This window comes from Alteromonas sp. DYW1 (assembly GCF_059752595.1).
This window is the reverse complement of sequence record NZ_CM186038.1, coordinates 42337-62431: the sequence shown is the minus strand read 5'-3', so window position 1 is coordinate 62431 and position 20095 is coordinate 42337. Positions and strand designations below refer to the sequence as shown.

Genomic DNA, 20095 nt, shown 5'->3' with positions numbered 1-20095 from the left:
TTGTTACGGTTTGTTTCGATAAACACGCAAATCAGACCTATAAAGTGAAGCATCAGTACAACACGACTCCTAAGGCTGAGACTACGATGACTTAATCTGTTTACTACCGCAAAATCTCGCTTTTTATTCAATCTCGTTACATTTATTAACAATCTCCGTTTCGCATGTTCTCTCGTGCAACGCTATGATGCGCTACAAATACCCAATCGATTGAGTTCGCCTTCTCAATGAAAAATTCTGTCAATGTGAAAACGGTCCTGATGCTTATTGGCGTTACCCTATGCGCTCAATTACTGCCACTCATTGCGATGACCACCATGCGAGGCGATCCAGTAATAGGGTTACTGTTACCAAGTACCTTGTTCATTCTCTTATTGACGATACCGGCCGTCATTATTGGCGTCCTGCTAGGTCCTAAACTCAATCTAGGCCTGTTTAATCAAAGCTCGTATGAAGCACGCAGAAGCGGGCTAATTTTTGCGTTTATTAGCGCAGTGCTATTGGGTGCTGGGTTACTGGCGTTACGCCACTTAGTCGCTGATCAACTACCAGACAATATCCCAGCCTATGGTTTTCGTGGGATTTTAGGTGGATTCTTAGTGTCTGTGTCGGCATCTATTGGTGAAGAGGTTTGGTTCCGCTTTGGATTAATGACCCTTGTTTTGTGGTTAATGGCCAAGGTACAGCGGCAAGAACGTCCTTCAACGCTGGCAGCGATACTTGTTATTACCTTAGTTGCCTTTGCATTCGGGCTGGCGCATATTCCTCAATTAGTATCCTACTCCGCGGCCAATGTATTCGCAGTTTGGGCTACAATCCTCGGCAATGTCGCCGTCGGTATTTTATATGGTTGGTGTTATTGGCGACACGGTTTAATCACCGCCATTGTCGCCCATTTCAGCCTAGATCTCGTACTGCATATGTTGCCGGCATTGGTTTAATCATTAATTCGCAACCAGCGATTAAACTTACCCATGGCAATAGCATTGCCAATCAACACCAGAATGACTCCCAAGGCGGCGATGAGGGTCCATTGGTAACCTTCGAATAAAGTCGAAAGCCCCAATGCGACGATAGGGTAAACCAACACTACATAGGTGGATTTATCCGAACCCATGCGCTGCAGTAACTTCATGTAGGCACCAAAGGCCAATACTGAGCCGAATATCGCCAAATACAGCAGAGCCCAATAAAAGCTAGGCTCACTTGGCAATGCATAAGAGGCTGAAGTGAAAAATCCAAAACCATAGATAAAGACCAAACCATAAGCCATGGCATAAAAGTTCATCTGTAGCACAGGTGTCCCTTCGTCTAGTATGCTTTCAGAAATAATGTTGCCAATCGCCGCGCACACAAAGCTGATCAACGCAAAAAACAAACCTACGGCTAACCCCTGTTGCAAAGACATCTTGTCAAACTCAGGCGCGAATATCATCGCTATACCCAACAGTCCAAGAGTTGCCCCAATGATCACTTCTACACGCAAAGGCTTCTTCAGCACTACCCGTCGAAACAATACCGTGAAGTAGATCACACTAGAACTCAACACAGCTAATAACGCACTGACAATATATTGTTGCGCGGCATACAAAAACGAGTAGTCCAAAGTATATAAAAACAAGCCAACCAAGGCTGCCTTAAGATGACTGGGTGCAGACATCCGAAAGGTCCGGCGGCGCACTAAAATCCACCCGCCTAAGACAATAACAGCTAGGGTAAAGCGCCATGCAACAGCAACCACTGGGTCTACTTCACCAACCTGAAAAGTAATTGCGAGCCACGTTGAGCCCCAAATAAATACACAAGCGATAAACAGTAATGCATTCATACGCTGCGGCCTGTTAGGTAGTCTTTTACATGCTTGATCACGCCATCAAACAACCGTTGACGGGATTCCCGGGCAGCCCAAGCAATATGCGGTGAAACAATGAGATTGGTAGGGGGATTAGCGAATATCCCATGCGTTGCCGGCGGTGGTTCTTCGCTCAGCACATCCAGTGCCGCTCCAGCAATCTGTTGGTTGCGTAAAGCGTTGAGTAAGGCCGCTTCGTCTATCAGTCCCCCACGGGCAGTATTGATCAGAAAGGCTGTCGGTTTCATTAAAGCTAAGCGGTTGGCATTCATTAGCTCTTGGGTTTCGGCAGATAATGCACAGTGCAAACTAACAAAATCAGCCATTGGCAGACCTTGCTCTAAACTCACTCGTGTTTGCTCGTATTCCGCTGCATTTGCCCCAGGGCGATGCGCAATCACCACCTGCATACCAAACGCCTCTGCCAGCTTCGCTACTGCTTTGCCGAGGTTACCGTAGCCAACGATCAGTAGAGTTTTACCGCACAATTCAATAATCGGGAAATCCAACAAACAAAAATGCTCCGCCTTTGACCAAGCGCCGCGCTTCACTGCGTGCTGATAATCGCCTATCGACGTTGCTAGCATTAACATCAGCAACAAGGTGTGTTGGGCAACGCTCGCCGTACCGTAATTGGCAACATTACACACAGTCACACCGCGTTTTTTACATTGCTCATGATCAATATTGTTAGTGCCTGTTGCCATCACCCCTACATATTCCAAGCGGTTGGCGTGCGCAATAACATCTGCATTAAGCACCACTTTATTGGTTAATACGATGTGCGCATCAGCAATCCGTTCGGCGGTTTGCTGTGGTTGGGTATTCGGATAAATTCGCCAGTCAACATTCCCCATGTGATTGAGAGCTGATGTATCTAATGAGTCAGGATCAAGCGAATCCATATCTAAGATCACGCCTTGCAACGCTTGGGTCATAGCCTCACCTATTGCCGGATTGTGCCATCACCAATAACCACAAACTTTTCTGTGGTCAGGCTTTCAGCCCCCATGGGGCCATAAGCATGCAATTTACTGGTCGAAATGCCGATTTCAGCGCCGAGGCCTAGCTCACCGCCATCAGAAAAACGTGAACTTGCATTAACCATCACAACGGCCGAATCAATGGTGCGAATGAATTTTTGGGCTGTACTAAAATGTTCAGTTGCAATAACTTCAGTATGACCTGAGCCATATTGACGGATATGAGCAACCGCATCGGCAAACCCGTTAACCACCTTCACTGCGATTTCAAGTGCTAGGTATTCGGCATACCAGTCAGCTTCTGTGGCTGGTAGTGCACCATTGAAGTACTCAATTGCTTGCTCACAGGCATGAACTTTTACCCCATGCTCTGCTAACATTTTTGCGGCCATAGGTAAGAAATCCTTAGCTATCGCCACATCGACCAACAGTGTTTCTAAGGCATTACACACACCCACGCGTTGAGTCTTCCCGTTTTCCAGCAGCTTTAGCGCCTTAACTACATCAGCGTGGGCCTCAACAAACAAATGACAAACACCATTAAAGTGCTGAATGACTGGAATACGGCTATTCTCAGAGACAAAACGGATCAATCCTTCGCCGCCACGTGGGATGACCAGATCAATGTCATCACTTAAGGTCAGTAATGTGTGCATAATATTGCGGTCAGGGTCTGGGATAACCGTTACCGCATTCACACTCAGGTGATGTTGTTCAAGAGCTCGGTGAAAACATTCAGCTAAAGCAAGATTCGAATGCAACGCTTCTTTACCGCCCCTCAAAATCACGCTATTGCCGGCTTTAAAGCACAAAGCTGCGGCATCGATGGTTACGTTTGGACGAGATTCATAAATCATCGCAATCACGCCCAATGGAATACGCATTTTAGCAACCTGTATACCGCTGGGCATGGTTTGCGTGGCACTCATACTGCCCACTGGGTCGGGCTGTGCGGCAATAGTTTCTACAGCTTGTGCCAGCGCTTCAATGCGGGACTCGTCCAAGCGCAAGCGGTCTACCATCGCAGCATTTAATTGATTGGCTTCCGCATGCGTCAGATCCTGCGCATTGGCTGCTAAGATAGCATTTGAATGAAGGCGCAACTCACTGGCAACGCTATTGAGTACGGCTTGCTTTTCAGCATGACTGAGTTCAGCCAGCGCGGGCGCCGCAAGCTTGGCAGCATGCGCAGCTCGCTGAATTGAGAAAGCAGAAGAAACTGTCATAATTATTCCTTATCTAGCTGCTGATTAACCACGACCAAATCGTCTTTATGCACAGCAACATTGCCATAGGTGTAGCCTAACACCGCTTCGATCTGACGACTCTGTAATCCCTTTATAAGCGTTAGATCCTGACTTGAGTAAAGGCTGAGCCCCTTGGCGACAACCCCAGCATTAGTGGCAATTTCGATTAAGTCGCCGCCGGTAAAATGCCCATCAACATGAGTAATACCACTAGGTAATAGCGACGCGTTACGCTCTATTAACGCCTTACTCGCCCCCTCATCAATGGTAATTTTGCCCCGCGCCTTCAAAGAATGTTTAAGCCATTGAGTGCGCGCGCGCAGGGTGGATTGCGTCGGCTCAAACAGTGTTCCTGGACACTGCCCATTTAATAAACCATCGAAAACGTCACCTTTGCGTCCGTTGACTATCAGGGTTTGAATGCCACTTTGCGTGCATTTTTGTGCTGCCTCGATTTTAGTTTTCATCCCCCCTGTACCTAACCGCGTACCCGCTCCTCCTGCGAGTTGCTCAATCGTTTCGTCAATAACGGTTACTCGGGGAATCAGCGATGCATTCGCATCTTTGCGTGGATCTGCAGTAAACAGACCATCGATATCTGAACACATGATAAGCGTATCCGCTTGCGCCACCAACGCGGTATAGGCCGCCAGATTGTCATTGTCACCGACTTTGATCTCATTGGTCGCCACTGAATCGTTTTCATTCACAATCGGCAACGCATCATGTTTAAGTAACTCGCGCAGGGTATTTTGCACATTTACAAAACGTGTGCGGTCACTCAAATCATCTGCTGTTAGCAATATTTGCGCACAGGGAACATCAAAAAAGCGCGCCCAATTAGCCATCATTTGAGTTTGACCAATAGCTGCCATCGCCTGCTTTTCAGCGATGCTCGGGGAATGATTAACAGGTACCGAACGACGCCCAGCTGCAACACTGCCAGAGGAGACAATAATTACCTGTTTACCCTGTTCACGACTTGCACTAATGAATCGCGCTAAGGGTAATAAATATTGTGCACTGCACTGCTCACCGTTCGGCGCAACCAATGCACTGCCGACCTTGATTACCGCCCGCTGCCACTGAAACGCACTCACCCGCTAACTCCCAGTTCCCCGAAAAACCTTGAGAATACGAGAAATTAATGAATACACAAGAGTAAACATTCGTATACTTAAGCTATTTGGCTATCGCTTATATCGGATCTTAGCGCTGTGCTTAATTCTTTGCGGCAATATATGCGACTAAAGTCGAGAAACCCTTAATACGCAGTAGGTTGACCTGCTTCAACTAAATCGCGATGATAGTCCTACTCTATTTAACCTTCAGGTTAGTATGCGCGAGCAAAGACAGAAGCAAAAAGCACAAAAACAGGCCAAAGCAGCTGAAGCTGAATCTAATGCTGCTCCAGTGGAAGCCAAGGATACAGTCGCCCACTCTTTTGCCAATAAGCAAAATGTTCTTTGGGTTGTTCTCGCGGGCGGCATGGCACTAACGGTTCTCGGCGCACAGTTTTTGCCCGGCGTTGTCGCACACGACTCGATTACCTCGGTGTACAGCGCGATGCTCTGGGTTGGAATATTCGGTGCTGCGCTTGCCCGTTATTTGGGTAACAACGGTTGGTTGGGGTTTGCTATTGGAAGCGCTATTGGCATCCTGTTAAATATTGCTGCGAGCGCAGTTTAAATGGCCAAAAAGGACCGTTCAGTTCCCACCGGTCGGTTGACCCGCTTTGGCATGTTGGGCTCATTAGCCACCCGTGTCGCTGGTAACATGTTGTCGCAAGGTGCCAGTCAAATGCTAAAAGGTGAACGACCGGCACTGAAAGATTTATTGTTGACCCCACAGAACGTCGGTCGGATTGCTGACCAGCTAGCCAGCATGCGCGGAGCTGCAATGAAAGTTGGTCAGCTAATATCAATGGACGCGGGCGATATTTTACCCGAGCCGCTCGCTGACATCCTGGCGCGCCTACGCAGCGACGCCGATCCAATGCCCAAGGCGCAAGTTAACGAAGTACTCACCAATGCACTCGGTGCAGATTGGGCCGATCACTTTCTGTACTTCAGTTATGCACCCATTGCCGCCGCGTCGATTGGGCAAGTACACAAAGCTATTCTACCCACCGGCGAAACACTCGCACTTAAGATCCAATATCCGGGCGTTAAGGAGAGCATAAACAGTGATGTAGATAACGTCGCTACTTTACTCTCAATGACCGGCTTATTACCCAAAGGCGTGGATTTTTCGCCATTACTCGAAGAAGCCAAACGGCAATTACACAGTGAGGCGGACTATCTGCAAGAAGCAAAAATGCTGAAGGCCTATAGCGCTCTTTTGCAAAAAGACCAGCGGTTTGCAATCCCTGAGGTGTATGACGAATATTCCCATGAGACTGTGTTGGCAATGAGCTTTATGAAGAGTGAACCTATTGAGTCACTGCAATCTGCGGATCAACCTACGCGCGACGCCATGGCGGCTGCGCTGTTTGAATTGTTTTTTGAAGAAACCTTCGGGTTTAATCTCATTCAGACCGATCCCAATTTTGCCAATTACCGTTTTGATCCAGACAGCCAAAAAATTGTATTGCTAGACTTCGGTGCAACTCGCGAATATCCCAAAGATTTTATTGCTTTGTATTGCGAGCTTATGTCGGGGGTTTATCACAATGATCGCGAACGCGTGCGCCAAGCCACTTTGGATATCGGCCTAATGAGCAGCACCCTTGAAGATAGCTTGCAAGAGTTCATTGTTGATATGTGTTTTGATGCCTGCGAACCACTCATGGAGTCTAGCGAATATGATTTTGGTCAGACTGACTTAGGTAAACGCCTACACGAAAAGGGCATGAGCCTAAGCAGTAATGATGCGTTTTGGCATGTCCCTCCCGCCAATTCGGTTTTTTTACATCGCAAACTCGGTGGTATCTTTTTACTCGCTTGCAATTTGAAAGCGCGCATAAATCTGCGCGAAATCGCTGCTCCTCACGTCGCACCATAAGCGCAACGTCAATACGGTAAAGCCATAGAAAACGGCAGAGCCATTTTGTCACTCGCCTTAGGGGGATTACCAATCATCTCGTCATAAGGTGTATCATGCACCATGATGGCCTTTTTCACCTCAAACTCAGCAAACAATTCACGGATCTGTTGGGTACTGTAGAAGCGCATGGGCTTATCTTTATCGTCGTACACCATGCCGCTATTTGAGCCGACGTTCAACTGCACTAGATAAACGTTCATTTCAAACGAATGGACTTCTAAAAGATCGATAATGGGATAGTTGGATAACGTAGAAAACTGAAACTTCATAAACAATACTATCGATTTTGCAGATATTGTAGTTACGCTAATTGCTGGGGATTGGATCCACGCGGTTAAACACCGCCCAAACAGCACTCACGATGGCAAAACCAATGATTACCCACAATGCCCAACCCGGCACAGGAACAACGCTAATGAACGCAACAATTGCCAGCCATTTGACGGTTTCTGCAACAGTGAACCAGGGCTTTATTTCAAGCAAAGCACCTTGTGCAACCAATATAGCTCCCAGCGCCACACACGCTATGAGTTGATGCAACTGCGCCATTTGTGCAATACCTAAAAGAACAATCACAGTAAACACTAAACTAAAGAGCAATTGCAGCGCCGCATAACCTTTGGCATGAAATGATAGCTCGGTTTCATATTTGCGGAATGTTGCCGGCGTGAAGCGTTGCTTAGGCGGTAAGGTTGCTAATACATCATCCGGGCGCCAGCCCGTGCGGCCGAACCATACCCGCCATTTATCTCGCCAATGAGCCGTTTGCCGGCTATCGTGGATGAGTTGTCGATAATGATGCCAATTGGCAAATAAGGGCGACCAACTATGCAGGGCTGAGCGGATCCCATAAATTGGTGGATCTTCTGCTAGCTCTGGTTGAAAGGTACCAAACAGACGATCCCAGAGAATGAACACTCCGCCATAGTTTTTATCAATATAACGGTCATTCTGAGCATGATGAACCCGGTGATTAGAAGGGGTGACAAGGATCCTGTCAAGCATACCTAGTTCACCGATGTGCCGCGTATGTACCCAAAACTGATAAACTAAATTGACCGCTGCAATGGTCGCCATCATTTCAAATGGAATGCCCAAAAATGCCATTGGAATAAAGAACAACCAATTCAAAATAGAGCCACTGGTCTGCCGCAAAGCAGTAGTCAAATTATACTCTTCACTACTATGATGAACCACATGCGCAGCCCACAGCACACTCACTTCATGCCCAAGGCGATGATTCCAATAATATAGAAAATCATAGATTACAAACGCCACCAGCCAGAAGACCCAGCCCGAGGGCCAAGAAAACAACGCCATGTGCTCCGCCAATAATGCGTAAACGCTTAAAGGAATGAGGGTTTTTATAATTGTCGCTACCCGACTTAACATACCGATGCTCAGGCTAGTTATCGCATCATTGAAGCGGTAGTAACCCGTTTTCCGGTAATAATCTAAGCCCAGTTCCAATGCCATAAGAATAAAAAAGCCTGGGATCGCATAAAGTATGACTGTCATAGCGTGTGCACATCATTAATCTGCAATTATCCTAAACTAAGTGGATCACTAAAACAAAGTAATGTGGTGAACAAACACTCGTCGCTGGCAGGATAAAAGTGAACTAAAGTTGTTGTTAGGACTCTTGAATTTAAGTATGCCAATACTATTTCTTATTATAAACCATAGTGTTCCGAAGGTAGGTATTTGAATGACAACCGAAGAAATCCAAGCGAAATCAATGAAACCGCACATTATAATCGCTAGTCTGCTGTTAGCGATCATTGCAACGGTTCTATTGTGGCCGCAGAGTGAGCCTGACGTTGTCCAGCAGCCTATCGCTATTGAGCCGCCGCCAGTGCTTGAGTCAGAACCTGAGGTTTTACCAGAGCCAGAACCGATTGACGAGGTACAGAGCCCACCTGAAATCCAAGAAGTGGTTATTGAGCCTAGCGAGGACCCTGAGCCTTTGGCGGTAGAGCCCATTGAAGTTGAAGATATTATTGACACATCCGATGCTGCTATCACAAGCGCATTACTGGAAATAGCAGATACTCCTGTTATTGGTCGCTTCATTGTCGATGATAGTCTTTTGCAAAGGTTTGTTGTTACGGTCTCAAATCTCGCCAATGCAGACATTGCCCCAAATCATCAACTACTCGAGCCACCGCAACAAAGCTTTAAAGTGTATCGTCAAGCCGACCGCGAGTGGATTGATGCCGCTAGCTACAAGCGGTATACGCCCTATGTCGATGCGCTTGAAACCTTAGAGAACGACAAATTATTATCGCTCTACCAACGCTATGAGGCTGACATTAAGCAAAGCTTTAGTGAGATTGCGCAACCTGGACAGGAATTTGATGCCGTTTTAGTGGACGCCATTAACGTTTTGTTAGATACCCCAGAGATCCCCACACCAGTAGAAGTTTATCGTGATAGCGTCATGTACAAGTACAAAGATGAACGCATTGAGAACTTGAGTTTGCCGCAAAAACAAATGCTACGTTTAGGGCCCGACAATATGCGGCGGGTAAAAGCAAAGTTACGTGAGTTGAAGACTCAATTAGAAAATGGATCTTAATCAACTTGCGCAGTCACTGGGTGACGCAACCACGCAAAATCAATTACCTCCTGTTGACCAATGGGACCCCGACTTTTGTGGCGATATTGCTATTTCAATCGCTCGCAGTGGGCAATGGTTGTACCAAGGCTCACCGTTTGGGCGTCAGCGCTTGGTTAAATTATTCGCGTCAATTCTTAAACGCGAAAACGATGAATATTTTCTTGTGACGCCAGTTGAAAAAGTTCGCATTCAGGTAGAGGACGTTCCCTTTGTGATCACCGAATGGGAGCAGCATGGCGACCAAATCGTCGTAAAAACACAGACCGATGATATTTGTGCAATCAGCCGCGAACATCCTGTGGAGCTGCGTTTTGATCAGCAGAGCAAAACCCAGATCCCATATGTAAATGTTCGCCGCAACTTATGGGCTCGTATCCACCAGAATGTGTTCTACCAATGGGTTGAGCAGGCACAAATCACAAACGCTGACGACGGCACAGCGAACGTCGAGTTAAACAGTGGTGACTACCGCTTCAGCATTGGGCAAGTCTAACGTCTGAAGGTATCACTGAGCCCTGCGATTTGACTGATGTTTTTGGCTAAGTGGCGCATCGATTCTGACATTGAGCTGGCCAGCTGGTCATTGTGCGATGCGGCAGCTTCTATCTCATTAACGTTACCTTCGATACTGCTACACGCCTGTTCTTGGTCTCGCACGGCATTAGCAATGCTTTGCGAATGCTTACTAATATCGTCAATCATTGTGTAGATTTCACCAATAATATCCGCTGATTGATTTGCTTTCTCAACGCTACCCTCAGCACTATCACTGGAGCTTTGCATGGCACTAACCCACTGATCCAGGGTGCTGCGCATCAGTGACAAACTATCCACAATATTCGCGGCAGATTCCTGCGTGCGCGTGGACAGAGCTCTAACCTCATCCGCCACGACCGCAAAACCTCTGCCACTCTCACCTGCCCGTGCAGCCTCGATAGCGGCATTCAGCGCTAACAAATTCGTCTGCTCAGCTATGGCTTCAATCTCACCCATCGTAGAAGAGACTTTGTCTGCCGCTGTCTTAAGATCATCTGCTGTGTTCGCTGCTTGTTTTACAAAGGTTGATAACTCACTGACGCTATCGCGCCCGCTTAAAATCAAGGTCTTCGCTTGGGCACACTGTTCATTGGTTTTAACAATATTGTCTGTGGTTTGTCCGACGCTGGTGAGCACCTCTCGGCTCGAGTGCGTCATTTGCTGCATTGCCACAGAAATCCCATGGATTTCTTGCTTCTGTTTAGCAATGCTATGTGTCGTTTCATCAACGTCATGCTGAGACTGTTGGGCAATAGAGGCTAATTGTTGTGCGGCATCCATCGTACGCCCAAGCACCGTGCGCTGCATGCCTTGCTGCATGCCTAAATGAAAATCAAATACACTCAACGAACCACGCCCGTGCAGGACAAAGCGACTGACACTATCAAAGCTGTCGCGCAATTCTGCCGCTCGCGAGGGAAAGTTGACCAGTTCATCTTTAAACAAGTAGAAACCGATGCCCTGCATCACCAGCAATACGATTGCAGCCGCCCAGCTAAACATGAAACCTAACACACCTGCTAAGACAACAAATGCAGCAATGAAAGCGTACAGCCGCACTGAAAACGAAATTTCTTGCACACCGCGAAGCTTGCCTTGATTAATCTCAGCGTATAACCGCTTAGCACGCGCTACTTGTTCACTGGTAGGCTTTACCCTAACCGATTGATAGCCTTGTAATTGGCCATCATGAAATATCGGCGTGACAAACGCATCTACCCAATAATAACTGCCGTCTTTACACAGATTTTTTACGATACCGCGCCATGCATGGCCCTTCTCAAGATGATCCCACATATCTTTAAAAGCGGCTTTGGGCATGTCGGGGTGGCGCACGATATTATGATTCTTACCCATTAACTCATCGGGCTCATAGCCAGCCACGCGACAAAAAACATCATTCGCATAGGTGATCACACCCCGTCGGTCGGTCGTTGAAACAAGCTCCTCGGTTGCGGGAAAAGAAACCTCATGATCACGGACTGTTTGATTTCGTCGCATAACTTTACCTATTTACCGGATTAGATACTAAGAATAGTCAATGAATGTTAGTTTTCAAAAGCTGCGCTTTCTTGCGTAACTCAAAGACTTACACTAATGTGACTGTCACCAATAATAAAGAGACTCTACAATGCGAATCATTACTCTCGCGCTCAGCCTACTAGTTGTATTCGGCACGCAAGCGAAAACCTTAATCCATGCTGGCACTGTCATCACTGCCAGTGATAACAAAACACATAACGAAAAAACCATCATCGTTGATGGGGATCGCATTGTAAGTATTGAAGACGGATACCTAGAGCCTAGCACAGATGACCAAGTTATTGATCTGCGCAACAGTACGGTCATGCCCGGTTTTATGGATATGCACGTGCATTTATCGCAACAACACGGTGGGCCTGCAACCTATTTGCGACGTTTTACGGCAAATGAAGCAGATGCGGCATTGACCGCTGCCCATTATGCAGAAAAGACCCTGATGGCGGGCTTTACTACAGTGAGGAACTTAGGTGACGGTTACAATGAAACGGTTGCTCTGCGCGCCGCAATTGAACAAGGTAAACATGCCGGTCCACGCATTTTCACCTCCGCCAAATCGATTGCTACAACTGGTGGTCATGCGGATCCCACAAACGGCCATAGTGCCCGCTTAGCCGGCGACCCAGGCCCCAAAGAAGGTGTTATTAATGGGGTCGCTGATGCCCGCAAAGCCGTGCGTCAACGGTACAAAGATGGCGCTGATTTGATCAAAATCACCGCTACCGGTGGGGTTTTGAGTTTGGCCAAAAGTGGGCAGAATCCACAGTTCATGAATGATGAACTTGAAGCTATCGTAGAAACTGCCAAAGACTACGATATGACGGTTGCTGTGCATGCCCACGGTACTGAGGGAATGCAGCGTGCGATTAAAGCTGGCGTTGATTCAATTGAGCATGGTACCTACATGGATAAAGAAACCGTCAAGCTAATGAAAAAGCACGGGACCTACTATGTCCCGACGATTTTGGCTGGCGCTTTTGTTGCTGAAAAATCAAAGATCGACGGTTATTTCCCAGAGATTGTGCGGCCGAAAGCTGCTGCCATTGGACCATTGATCCAAGCCACATTTAAGCGTGCCAATGACGCTGGAGTTAAGATCGCCTTTGGTACTGATTCTGGCGTTTCACCACACGGTGAAAATGCCAAAGAATTCGCGCTGATGGTTGAAGCTGGCATGGATCCACTGCAAGCCATTATCAGTGCCACACGCAATGCGGCCGATTTACTTAACGTCACTGACGAGCTAGGCACCTTAAGCGCGGGCAAAAAAGCCGATATTGTTGCAGTTGAAGGCAACCCTCTCGAGGACATCACGCGCCTACAAAACATCGATTTTGTTATGAAAGATGGTGTAGTTTACAAGCAGTAAATGCGCAAGAAAATAAAACGCAAAGTTAAACGTCTGGTCACCTCTAAGCATATGCTTAAAGGGGTGACCATTGCTTCTTTTTTGGAATCTACCATCATACCTGTGCCGCTCGAGGCTATTTTATTGCCGCTAATGCAAGCCCGTCGCGACCAACTATGGTTGATCGCTTTGATGGCTACGATTGGCTGTATCATTGGTGCGGTGTTTGGGTATGCGCTGGGATACTTCCTTTTCGATCTGATTGGTGAGACGCTTATTAATGCCCTGTCTTCACCAGAGCAGTGGCAGGTAGTTAAAGAGCGCATGGCGTCTGAAGGCTTTTGGTTCGTCCTATCCTTGGGGATAGTACCTATCCCGTTTCAAATTGCGATGATTGCAGCCGGCGCAACCCAATTCTCTCTGGCCCTGTATTTATTAGCGACAGCGGTTTCACGCAGCATCCGTTATTTTGGTATTGCCTTGGCTGTAAAAATTGCTGGTAATCACGCCGAACGCCTAATCAAAAAGTATAAAACTAAAGCCGTAGTATTGATTTGCATCCTCATCGCTGCGGCTTGGTGGCTGTCAAAATGAATCCATACTTGGTATAAAGCTAAAAGTGCCTGCTATAATTTGATTAATTACTAACCAAAAGTAAAAAGAATGGATATCAATCCGCTTACGCAACTCAGTATGCAGCTTTATAAAGCCAAGTCGGCACAAGAGCAGTTACGGCTCATTTGTCGTACCGTCGCTGATGTTATCCCAAAAGCTAACCGCGTGAGCTTATGGAAATTTAATGCCGACAAGACCGAGATCAACTGCTTGGCGCTGCTTGAGGATCAGGGTTTTTCGCTACCAGACAACCTTACTTTGAGCGCCAAAGACTACCCCGAATATTTTTCCGCAATCGTAAGTGAGAACACGGTTGTTGCCTCTGATGCGCGTAATCAATCAGAAACCGCTTGTTTCAATGAAAGCTATTTTATTCCCCAAAACATCTATTCGTTACTCGACTATGTGTTCAGTGAACAATTTGTCCCCTTTGGTATTATTTGTTGCGAAAGTGTCGGTCAAAAGGTGACTTGGTCGCTAAAAGATATTGCCGAACTTAAACGGGCAGCGCGCATTGTTTCGGTGTTCGCCGAAATGCGCTCCGATAGCTAGGACTGAAGTAAAAGCTAAGAAAGGCTATTTGTAGAGTACCATAATCCCTCGGAGCCTAATCACTGTGGCTCTCTATCTCCCTTCTATCGAGTCATACTGATCTTTGTCGCAATACGGTTCGTTTTCTCTACTATTACGCTTACAGTCTAAATCGTTATTTGTTAACCCTCAAACTCGTTAAAGATAAGGAAGCATCATGAAGAAGATTACCACCGCTCTGTTGGCCAGTACCCTAGCCTTCAGTTTGGGCAGTTCGTTCGCGTTGGCGGATGATCACGGGCATAGCACCGCCGAGAAAGTAAAAGCAGCAATGCAGGCCGATATCCGCAGTGATGCTGAAAAGGAACGCGATTGGAACCGCCGCCCGGTCGAAACCCTCGAATTTTTTGGGCTTGAGCACGATATGAAGATCGTAGAGTTGCTACCCGGTGGTGGCTGGTACACTAAGTTGCTGGTACCAACCGTTGCAGAAAATGGTGAATATTACGCTGCTATTGGTACCGGTCGCATCAAAGAGCGTTTAGGTGGTCAGCCTGGCTTTGAAAAAATGAATATCGTCGCCGAAGACGCGAAAGTTTGGCGTGAAGAAGGTTCGCGCTTTTACTCACTGGAATTAGGTTCTTTAGGTGTGACTGATGCCGATATCGTCTTTACCTTCCGTAACTACCATAATTTTAGTGAGCAAGGCCGAGCCGCAATGAACAAAGCCGCCTTCGATGCACTTAAATCTGGCGGTGTTTATGCGGTAGTTGATCATACTGCACGCCATATGGAACCAATGAACGACAGCAATCGTCGCCGCGTTGATCCAGTCAAAGCGATAAAAGAGATCCAAGCTGCAGGCTTTGAGTTTGTTGATTACAGCGACTTACACTATCGTGAAGATGATGAACTTGAATACGAAGTCGGTGCCAAAAGCGTTACCGGGAATACCGACCGTTGGACCCTGAAATTCGTTAAACCTTAAGCAATCATAGCCCCTTTTTGATGATATATCGAAACGGGGCTATTTCTGTTTCTGCCGCGACCAATGTATGCTCCATAAACCGACAAAAGCTCGGAATATCGCGCACTGTAGCAGGATCGTCGGCCAATACGCTTAAGGTTTCCCCATCAGCCATTTTACGCATACGCATGCGCACCATCATGACCGGCTCTGGACAGCGCAAACCCATGGCATCTAACGCCTGATGGGTTGCGGCAAACTGCCGATCAAAATCAGATACCATACTGCTCGCGGTACTGGTTAATCTTAGCGACTTCCGCTTGTTTACCCTGCTCGGATAAGTAACTCACCACATCAGACAAGGTCACAATCGCAATTACTTGCGTGTTGAAGTCCCGTTCAACTTCCTGAATGGCTGAAAGCTCTCCCTGCCCACGCTCCTGTCGATCAAGCGCAATCAGCACGCCAGCCAAGTTTGCGCTGTGGGCTTCAATCAGTTGCATGGATTCACGGATGGCTGTGCCGGCGGTGATCACATCATCCACCAACATTACGTTGCCACTTAAAGGACTACCAACTAAATTACCGCCTTCACCATGGGTTTTAGCTTCTTTGCGATTAAAGCAATAGGGCACGTCTTGTCCGTACTCATTGGCCAAGGCGACGGCGGTAGTAGTGGCAATTGGGATCCCTTTGTAGGCTGGGCCAAACAGCAAATCAAAACTAACTTTAGATTCGACTAAGGCGCTGGCATAAAAGCGCCCGAGCTTAGCCAAGTCACCACCCGTATTGAACAATCCAGCATTAAAGAAGTAAGGGCTGGTACGGCCCGATTTTAATGTAAATTCGCCAAACTTCAGCACACCGCGGTTAATGGCAAACTCAATAAAAGCTCGTTGATATTCGCGCATCATTCCACCTTAACTCAGTGCGAGTTTCTGAGCATCGAAGAGTTCTTTAAGACCTGCTTTGGCTATGGTAAGCAGCTCATCGAGCTCTTCAAAACTAAATGGTTCACCCTCAGCAGTGCCTTGCACTTCAATTAGCTTGCCAGTGTCAGTCATAACAATGTTCATATCAGTTTCAGCCGCAGAGTCTTCAACATATTCTAAATCAGCAACGGCAGAGCCATCGTAGATACCCACTGACAATGCAGCGATCATATGCTTCAGTGGGTTAGCCTTAATGATATTCTTACTACGCATATACGTGAGTGCATCCACTAAGGCGACGCAGGCACCGGTGATTGACGCCGTGCGTGTTCCACCATCGGCTTGGATCACGTCACAATCCACGGTAATAGTGTTCTCACCCAGAATACTTAAGTCAACCGCCGCACGCAGGGAACGCGCAATCAAGCGTTGAATTTCCAGGGTGCGACCACCTTGCTTACCACGCGCGGCTTCACGACCAGAGCGAGTGTGTGTTGCGCGCGGCAACATGCTGTATTCTGCTGTTATCCAGCCTTTGCCTTGGCCCTTCATAAAACGCGGTACACCTTCTTCCACCGTCGCATTACAGATAACTTTAGTGTTACCAAACTCGATCAGTACCGAGCCCTCTGCGTGGCAGGTAAAATTACGGGTAATAGTAACAGGGCGGATCTGACTGGCGGTTCTTCCGCTTGGGCGCATGCGGCTCTCCTAAAAAATGGCTAGATAAAATAATCCGGCGAAGTATAGCGTAATGCGCGCAATAGCGGGAGGGGGAGGCAGAAAACTCTCTGCCTCTACACCACATAAAAACTACTTTAAATGCTTTGCAAGAAATGCAGCGACCGTCTCATAGTATTCGGTACGATTCGCTTCGTCATAGAAACCGTGCGCTTCGGAGGATTTTACAAACCACTCAAAGGACTTGTTGTGCGCTTCTAACGCCGATCGCAAACGTTTCGCATGGGTAAATGGTACCCGTTCATCCTGCTCACCATGGGCAATCAACACCTCCGCTTTGAGCTTGGACACATGAGTTATAGGTGAGAATTCGCGTAACTCATCAGGATCAGATCCGATGGCTTTTTCGAGATAATCTTTACCAAAAAATCGTTTAGGGATATCGCCTTCATCGTACATCAACTGCAAGTCGTAAACCCCTACAGTTGCGACAGTACAGGTAAACAGATCCGGATAGAGTACCGATGACATCATGGCCGAATACCCGCCAAAACTGGCGCCCATAATGCACACTTTATTAGGATCGATTTTGCCTTGATCAATAACCCATTGAGTGCCGGTAACGATATCTTTTTGAATGGCATCACCCCACTCACGATATCCTGCACTTTCAAAGGCTTCGCCGTAACCACCAGAGCCGCGGTAATTCACCCTTAATACTGCGTACCCTTGAGCAGCCAACATTTGGACTTCACGATCGAAGTTCCAATAGTCGCGGATCCCATGCGGACCACCGTGCACCAAAGTCACCAGAGGTACCTGATTGCCGGCTTTGTAGTTTACTGGGTAGGTTACGTAGCCAGCAACATTCAAACCATCAAAGGATTCAAATTCAATCGGAGTTGATTGGGCCATCAAATTAATATCGATATGATCAAAATTGGCAAATAGTTGGGCTAGACGATTCTTGTCTTTGTCGTACAAATAAAAGCTACCAGCATCAATATCGTTGCTGACATAAAGCAGCCACTTAGTACGATCACGGGAACGACTAGTGATATTGATTTCATAACCTTCAAAGGTGGCGAGAAACGCTTTAAATAACTGTGACTCTTGGCTAGTCGAATTAAGCATTACGTAGGTAGGAAATCCATCATCCACGAGCAAGGCGTAGACTTCGCTGCGGTCAGCATTAAAGTTTACGTCAGTGATAGAGACCTTTTCATCAACGTATATTAATTTACTCGTGCCGCTTGCAAGATCAAATGAATAAAGACCCTGCTTACCCGACTCGTGTAACGCAAAGTAGTAGAGCGCATCGCCGGCTTGGGTTAACGCTAATGGCACAAAGTCTGCGCCAAAGTCATTGGTGATCTCAACCCATTGCTCATTTTCGTACTTGTAAGCACGATCTTCGGATTCTTTATCCAAACCTGCGGCAAACTTTAGTTCACCTTCACGATTAGCAATGAAGCGTGCCAGTGGAACTGGAGCGAGTACCTTGTCATTCGAAAGGCGCCCAGTGTAAACATTCAATTTATGCACGCTCGCCAGCTTGGAGGCATCGTCTGACATCGGTGTAGAAGAAATAAGGATATGCTCATCATCATTGGGTAACATGCTGATGATCTGCGCCCAACCGCGCACCGCTTCTCGGCGCTTCATGCGCGTGCCCGTTTGCTGCTCGCCAGCACGATAGCCGTAGATAATTTCTGCGTTGGAACCATCGTAGTCCACCGCAAATAGCTCACCAAAATTGTCGGCTTGCTCTTTCCAACCGTAGCGTTCCCAAATTTCAGTAATGATACGTTCGTTGTTGGCCCAATAGTAATTGCCAATCTCGGCTCCTTCGCCCAAGTCAGCCCCGCCAATCACGTCGAACGTGGCCATATCGAATACCGCTAAACGACGTTTACCTTTTGAGCGTATAGCAACCGCTAGTTTAGAACCATCAGGGGAAATTTTTGCCGAAGCATAGTTTGAATCTTTAGCAAACTGGGCAGGAGGAACAATTTCTGCCCGCAATAAACCAGATAATAATACCGCCGTGATCAGCAGTAAGCGCGAAATGAGGATCATGCTTTTCAGTCCTTTGTAACAACCAAACTCCATTTGTTTGAAACATTTAGTTACAAACAAACACAACCCAGCGAGCATAGTAAAAATTCTCGTTCGGGTCGATAGATAAAATAAGGTAAACTGATTGGAATATTCACATCGAATAAATTTTTCTGGGAGTTTTTACAATGATTTACAGCATGACAGGATTTGCGCGCCACGAAGTCAAAGGTGATTGGGGCACGGCGGTGTGGGAAATTCGCTCAGTAAATCAACGATTTCTAGAAACCTACTTCCGCCTGCCGGAGCAATTTCGTGCACTTGAGCCAGTATTAAGGGAGCGTTTTCGTAAAGCCTTGCAACGCGGCAAAGTAGAATGTAATTTGCGCTTCACTGCTAACGAAGGGGCAGTGGGCAAACTCAGTCTGAACGAAGACTTAGCCAAACAGCTGTTACATGCTGCTGATTGGGTGCAATCTCATGGCCAATCCACCGGCGTTAATCCTGTCGACATTTTACGCTGGCCGGGCGTTGTGGCTGCCGAAGAGGCCGACATGGATACCATTCAAGCAGAAGTTCTGAAAGGCTTTGATCAAGCGCTTACTGAGTTTAAAGACTCGCGCGCAACTGAAGGCAATAACTTGAAAGCCATGATCGAGCAGCGCCTCGAAGGCATATTGGTTGAGGTGGAAAAAGTTGGCAAGTTGATGCCAAGCATCGTGGAATGGCAACGCGAACGCATACTCGCTCGTTTTGAAGAAGCCAAAGTAGAACTTGATGCGACCCGAGTCGAACAAGAAATGGTGATGCTGGCTCAGCGTATTGATGTTGCAGAAGAACTCGACCGCCTAAATTCACACGTTAGCGAAACACAAAAAATTCTAAATAAAGGTGGCGCTATTGGCCGCCGCTTGGATTTTATGATGCAGGAATTTAATCGCGAATCGAATACCCTGGGCAGTAAATCGATTAATGCGGAAATCACTCAATCAGCGGTAGAGCTAAAAGTGTTGATTGAGCAGATGAGAGAGCAAATTCAGAATATTGAGTAGCATGTTCAATTTCAAAAATTAGCTTATGGCGACTGCATTTTAATTAGGAATTTATATTTCTACTTGTGTGCATGCTCAATGAATAAGG

At 47.1% G+C, this 20095-nt stretch carries 21 protein-coding genes; 10 read left to right on the top strand and 11 right to left on the bottom strand.

Annotated elements, in window-relative coordinates:
- Positions 1 to 227: 227 nt before the first annotated feature.
- Positions 228 to 941 (top strand): CPBP family intramembrane glutamic endopeptidase, encoded by a 714-nt coding sequence (locus tag AC121Z_RS00280; RefSeq protein ID WP_498125662.1) that lies wholly within the window; start codon positions 228 to 230, stop codon positions 939 to 941.
- Here the strand turns inward: AC121Z_RS00280 and AC121Z_RS00275 are convergent.
- From AC121Z_RS00275 to proB, 4 genes are read right to left on the bottom strand one after another with little or no spacing between them, the layout of a single operon-like run.
- Complete coding sequence (locus AC121Z_RS00275) at positions 938 to 1828, bottom strand: DMT family transporter (protein ID WP_498125660.1); 891 nt, start codon at positions 1826 to 1828, stop codon at positions 938 to 940. The two genes, AC121Z_RS00280 and AC121Z_RS00275, sit on opposite strands and share 4 nt — an antisense overlap.
- Positions 1825 to 2790, bottom strand: a complete 966-nt coding sequence (locus AC121Z_RS00270) for a D-2-hydroxyacid dehydrogenase (RefSeq protein WP_498125658.1) — start codon at positions 2788 to 2790, stop codon at positions 1825 to 1827. Before AC121Z_RS00270 ends, AC121Z_RS00275 begins: the two co-directional genes overlap by 4 nt.
- 8 nt (positions 2791 to 2798) lie before the next feature.
- On the bottom strand, positions 2799 to 4061 hold the full coding sequence (locus AC121Z_RS00265; protein WP_498125656.1) for a glutamate-5-semialdehyde dehydrogenase: 1263 nt from the start codon (positions 4059 to 4061) through the stop codon (positions 2799 to 2801).
- Between the two features lie 2 nt (positions 4062 to 4063).
- On the bottom strand, positions 4064 to 5182 hold the full coding sequence (gene proB / locus AC121Z_RS00260) for a glutamate 5-kinase (protein ID WP_498125655.1): 1119 nt from the start codon (positions 5180 to 5182) through the stop codon (positions 4064 to 4066).
- A 238-nt stretch (positions 5183 to 5420) separates the two neighbouring features.
- On the opposite strand from proB, the gene AC121Z_RS00255 reads away from it, so the two are divergent.
- A complete protein-coding gene (locus tag AC121Z_RS00255) occupies positions 5421 to 5771 on the top strand; it encodes a hypothetical protein (RefSeq protein ID WP_498125653.1) in 351 nt (116 codons plus the stop codon).
- Complete coding sequence (locus AC121Z_RS00250; protein ID WP_498125651.1) at positions 5772 to 7085, top strand: ABC1 kinase family protein; 1314 nt, start codon at positions 5772 to 5774, stop codon at positions 7083 to 7085.
- 8 nt (positions 7086 to 7093) lie between these two features.
- Here AC121Z_RS00250 and AC121Z_RS00245 read toward each other — a convergent pair whose 3' ends face one another.
- Both AC121Z_RS00245 and AC121Z_RS00240 read right to left on the bottom strand, forming a co-directional pair.
- Positions 7094 to 7396 (bottom strand): DUF6482 family protein, encoded by a 303-nt coding sequence (locus tag AC121Z_RS00245; protein ID WP_498125649.1) that lies wholly within the window; start codon positions 7394 to 7396, stop codon positions 7094 to 7096.
- A gap of 37 nt (positions 7397 to 7433) precedes the next feature.
- Positions 7434 to 8645: a sterol desaturase family protein gene (locus tag AC121Z_RS00240; RefSeq protein ID WP_498125647.1), complete on the bottom strand. Its 1212-nt coding sequence runs from the start codon at positions 8643 to 8645 to the stop codon at positions 7434 to 7436.
- A gap of 190 nt (positions 8646 to 8835) precedes the next feature.
- On the opposite strand from AC121Z_RS00240, the gene AC121Z_RS00235 reads away from it, so the two are divergent.
- Both AC121Z_RS00235 and AC121Z_RS00230 read left to right on the top strand, forming a co-directional pair.
- Positions 8836 to 9705, top strand: a complete 870-nt coding sequence (locus tag AC121Z_RS00235) for a DUF3014 domain-containing protein (RefSeq protein WP_498125645.1) — start codon at positions 8836 to 8838, stop codon at positions 9703 to 9705.
- Positions 9695 to 10240 (top strand): DUF1285 domain-containing protein, encoded by a 546-nt coding sequence (locus AC121Z_RS00230; protein ID WP_498125643.1) that lies wholly within the window; start codon positions 9695 to 9697, stop codon positions 10238 to 10240. Before AC121Z_RS00235 ends, AC121Z_RS00230 begins: the two co-directional genes overlap by 11 nt.
- Here the strand turns inward: AC121Z_RS00230 and AC121Z_RS00225 are convergent.
- Complete coding sequence (locus AC121Z_RS00225) at positions 10237 to 11784, bottom strand: methyl-accepting chemotaxis protein (RefSeq protein WP_498125642.1); 1548 nt, start codon at positions 11782 to 11784, stop codon at positions 10237 to 10239. The genes AC121Z_RS00230 and AC121Z_RS00225 overlap by 4 nt on opposite strands.
- 130 nt (positions 11785 to 11914) lie before the next feature.
- On the opposite strand from AC121Z_RS00225, the gene AC121Z_RS00220 reads away from it, so the two are divergent.
- From AC121Z_RS00220 to AC121Z_RS00205, 4 genes are all read left to right on the top strand, one after another.
- Positions 11915 to 13192 carry a metal-dependent hydrolase family protein gene (locus AC121Z_RS00220; RefSeq protein ID WP_498125640.1) on the top strand — a complete coding sequence of 426 codons (1278 nt, stop codon included), beginning with the start codon at positions 11915 to 11917 and terminating at the stop codon, positions 13190 to 13192.
- Entirely contained in the window at positions 13193 to 13765 is a 573-nt protein-coding gene (locus AC121Z_RS00215) for a YqaA family protein (protein ID WP_498125639.1), read from the top strand. It abuts the gene before it with no gap.
- 69 nt (positions 13766 to 13834) lie between these two features.
- Positions 13835 to 14338 (top strand): GAF domain-containing protein, encoded by a 504-nt coding sequence (locus AC121Z_RS00210; protein ID WP_498125638.1) that lies wholly within the window; start codon positions 13835 to 13837, stop codon positions 14336 to 14338.
- 196 nt (positions 14339 to 14534) lie between these two features.
- Positions 14535 to 15305: a class I SAM-dependent methyltransferase gene (locus tag AC121Z_RS00205; protein WP_498125637.1), complete on the top strand. Its 771-nt coding sequence runs from the start codon at positions 14535 to 14537 to the stop codon at positions 15303 to 15305.
- Between the two features lie 4 nt (positions 15306 to 15309).
- Here AC121Z_RS00205 and tusA read toward each other — a convergent pair whose 3' ends face one another.
- The 4 genes from tusA to AC121Z_RS00185 form a co-directional block, all read right to left on the bottom strand.
- Positions 15310 to 15567, bottom strand: coding sequence for a sulfurtransferase TusA (gene tusA, locus AC121Z_RS00200; protein ID WP_498125636.1), 258 nt, complete (start codon positions 15565 to 15567; stop codon positions 15310 to 15312).
- On the bottom strand, positions 15557 to 16195 hold the full coding sequence (gene pyrE / locus AC121Z_RS00195) for an orotate phosphoribosyltransferase (RefSeq protein WP_498128102.1): 639 nt from the start codon (positions 16193 to 16195) through the stop codon (positions 15557 to 15559). Before pyrE ends, tusA begins: the two co-directional genes overlap by 11 nt.
- Positions 16196 to 16204: 9 nt before the next feature.
- Positions 16205 to 16918 carry a ribonuclease PH gene (rph, locus tag AC121Z_RS00190; protein WP_498125635.1) on the bottom strand — a complete coding sequence of 238 codons (714 nt, stop codon included), beginning with the start codon at positions 16916 to 16918 and terminating at the stop codon, positions 16205 to 16207.
- A 111-nt stretch (positions 16919 to 17029) separates the two neighbouring features.
- Entirely contained in the window at positions 17030 to 18976 is a 1947-nt protein-coding gene (locus AC121Z_RS00185; RefSeq protein ID WP_498125634.1) for an alpha/beta hydrolase family protein, read from the bottom strand.
- 167 nt (positions 18977 to 19143) lie between these two features.
- On the opposite strand from AC121Z_RS00185, the gene AC121Z_RS00180 reads away from it, so the two are divergent.
- Positions 19144 to 20007, top strand: coding sequence for a YicC/YloC family endoribonuclease (locus AC121Z_RS00180; protein WP_498125633.1), 864 nt, complete (start codon positions 19144 to 19146; stop codon positions 20005 to 20007).
- The last annotated feature ends 88 nt before the right edge of the window (positions 20008 to 20095 follow it).

What these genes read in the sequence shown, in the direction of transcription:
- AC121Z_RS00185 (WP_498125634.1), bottom strand. Translation starts at nt 18,976, where the DNA reads ATGATCCTCATTTCGCGCTTACTGCTGATCACGGCGGTATTATTATCT.
- AC121Z_RS00280 (WP_498125662.1), top strand. Translation starts at nt 228, where the DNA reads ATGAAAAATTCTGTCAATGTGAAAACGGTCCTGATGCTTATTGGCGTT.
- rph (WP_498125635.1), bottom strand. Translation starts at nt 16,918, where the DNA reads ATGCGCCCAAGCGGAAGAACCGCCAGTCAGATCCGCCCTGTTACTATT.
- AC121Z_RS00205 (WP_498125637.1), top strand. Translation starts at nt 14,535, where the DNA reads ATGAAGAAGATTACCACCGCTCTGTTGGCCAGTACCCTAGCCTTCAGT.
- AC121Z_RS00265 (WP_498125656.1), bottom strand. Translation starts at nt 4,061, where the DNA reads ATGACAGTTTCTTCTGCTTTCTCAATTCAGCGAGCTGCGCATGCTGCC.
- AC121Z_RS00215 (WP_498125639.1), top strand. Translation starts at nt 13,193, where the DNA reads ATGCGCAAGAAAATAAAACGCAAAGTTAAACGTCTGGTCACCTCTAAG.
- tusA (WP_498125636.1), bottom strand. Translation starts at nt 15,567, where the DNA reads ATGGTATCTGATTTTGATCGGCAGTTTGCCGCAACCCATCAGGCGTTA.
- AC121Z_RS00210 (WP_498125638.1), top strand. Translation starts at nt 13,835, where the DNA reads ATGGATATCAATCCGCTTACGCAACTCAGTATGCAGCTTTATAAAGCC.
- AC121Z_RS00255 (WP_498125653.1), top strand. Translation starts at nt 5,421, where the DNA reads ATGCGCGAGCAAAGACAGAAGCAAAAAGCACAAAAACAGGCCAAAGCA.
- AC121Z_RS00270 (WP_498125658.1), bottom strand. Translation starts at nt 2,790, where the DNA reads ATGACCCAAGCGTTGCAAGGCGTGATCTTAGATATGGATTCGCTTGAT.
- AC121Z_RS00240 (WP_498125647.1), bottom strand. Translation starts at nt 8,645, where the DNA reads ATGACAGTCATACTTTATGCGATCCCAGGCTTTTTTATTCTTATGGCA.
- AC121Z_RS00220 (WP_498125640.1), top strand. Translation starts at nt 11,915, where the DNA reads ATGCGAATCATTACTCTCGCGCTCAGCCTACTAGTTGTATTCGGCACG.
- AC121Z_RS00235 (WP_498125645.1), top strand. Translation starts at nt 8,836, where the DNA reads ATGACAACCGAAGAAATCCAAGCGAAATCAATGAAACCGCACATTATA.
- AC121Z_RS00180 (WP_498125633.1), top strand. Translation starts at nt 19,144, where the DNA reads ATGATTTACAGCATGACAGGATTTGCGCGCCACGAAGTCAAAGGTGAT.
- pyrE (WP_498128102.1), bottom strand. Translation starts at nt 16,195, where the DNA reads ATGCGCGAATATCAACGAGCTTTTATTGAGTTTGCCATTAACCGCGGT.
- AC121Z_RS00225 (WP_498125642.1), bottom strand. Translation starts at nt 11,784, where the DNA reads ATGCGACGAAATCAAACAGTCCGTGATCATGAGGTTTCTTTTCCCGCA.
- AC121Z_RS00245 (WP_498125649.1), bottom strand. Translation starts at nt 7,396, where the DNA reads ATGAAGTTTCAGTTTTCTACGTTATCCAACTATCCCATTATCGATCTT.
- AC121Z_RS00275 (WP_498125660.1), bottom strand. Translation starts at nt 1,828, where the DNA reads ATGAATGCATTACTGTTTATCGCTTGTGTATTTATTTGGGGCTCAACG.
- AC121Z_RS00250 (WP_498125651.1), top strand. Translation starts at nt 5,772, where the DNA reads ATGGCCAAAAAGGACCGTTCAGTTCCCACCGGTCGGTTGACCCGCTTT.
- AC121Z_RS00230 (WP_498125643.1), top strand. Translation starts at nt 9,695, where the DNA reads ATGGATCTTAATCAACTTGCGCAGTCACTGGGTGACGCAACCACGCAA.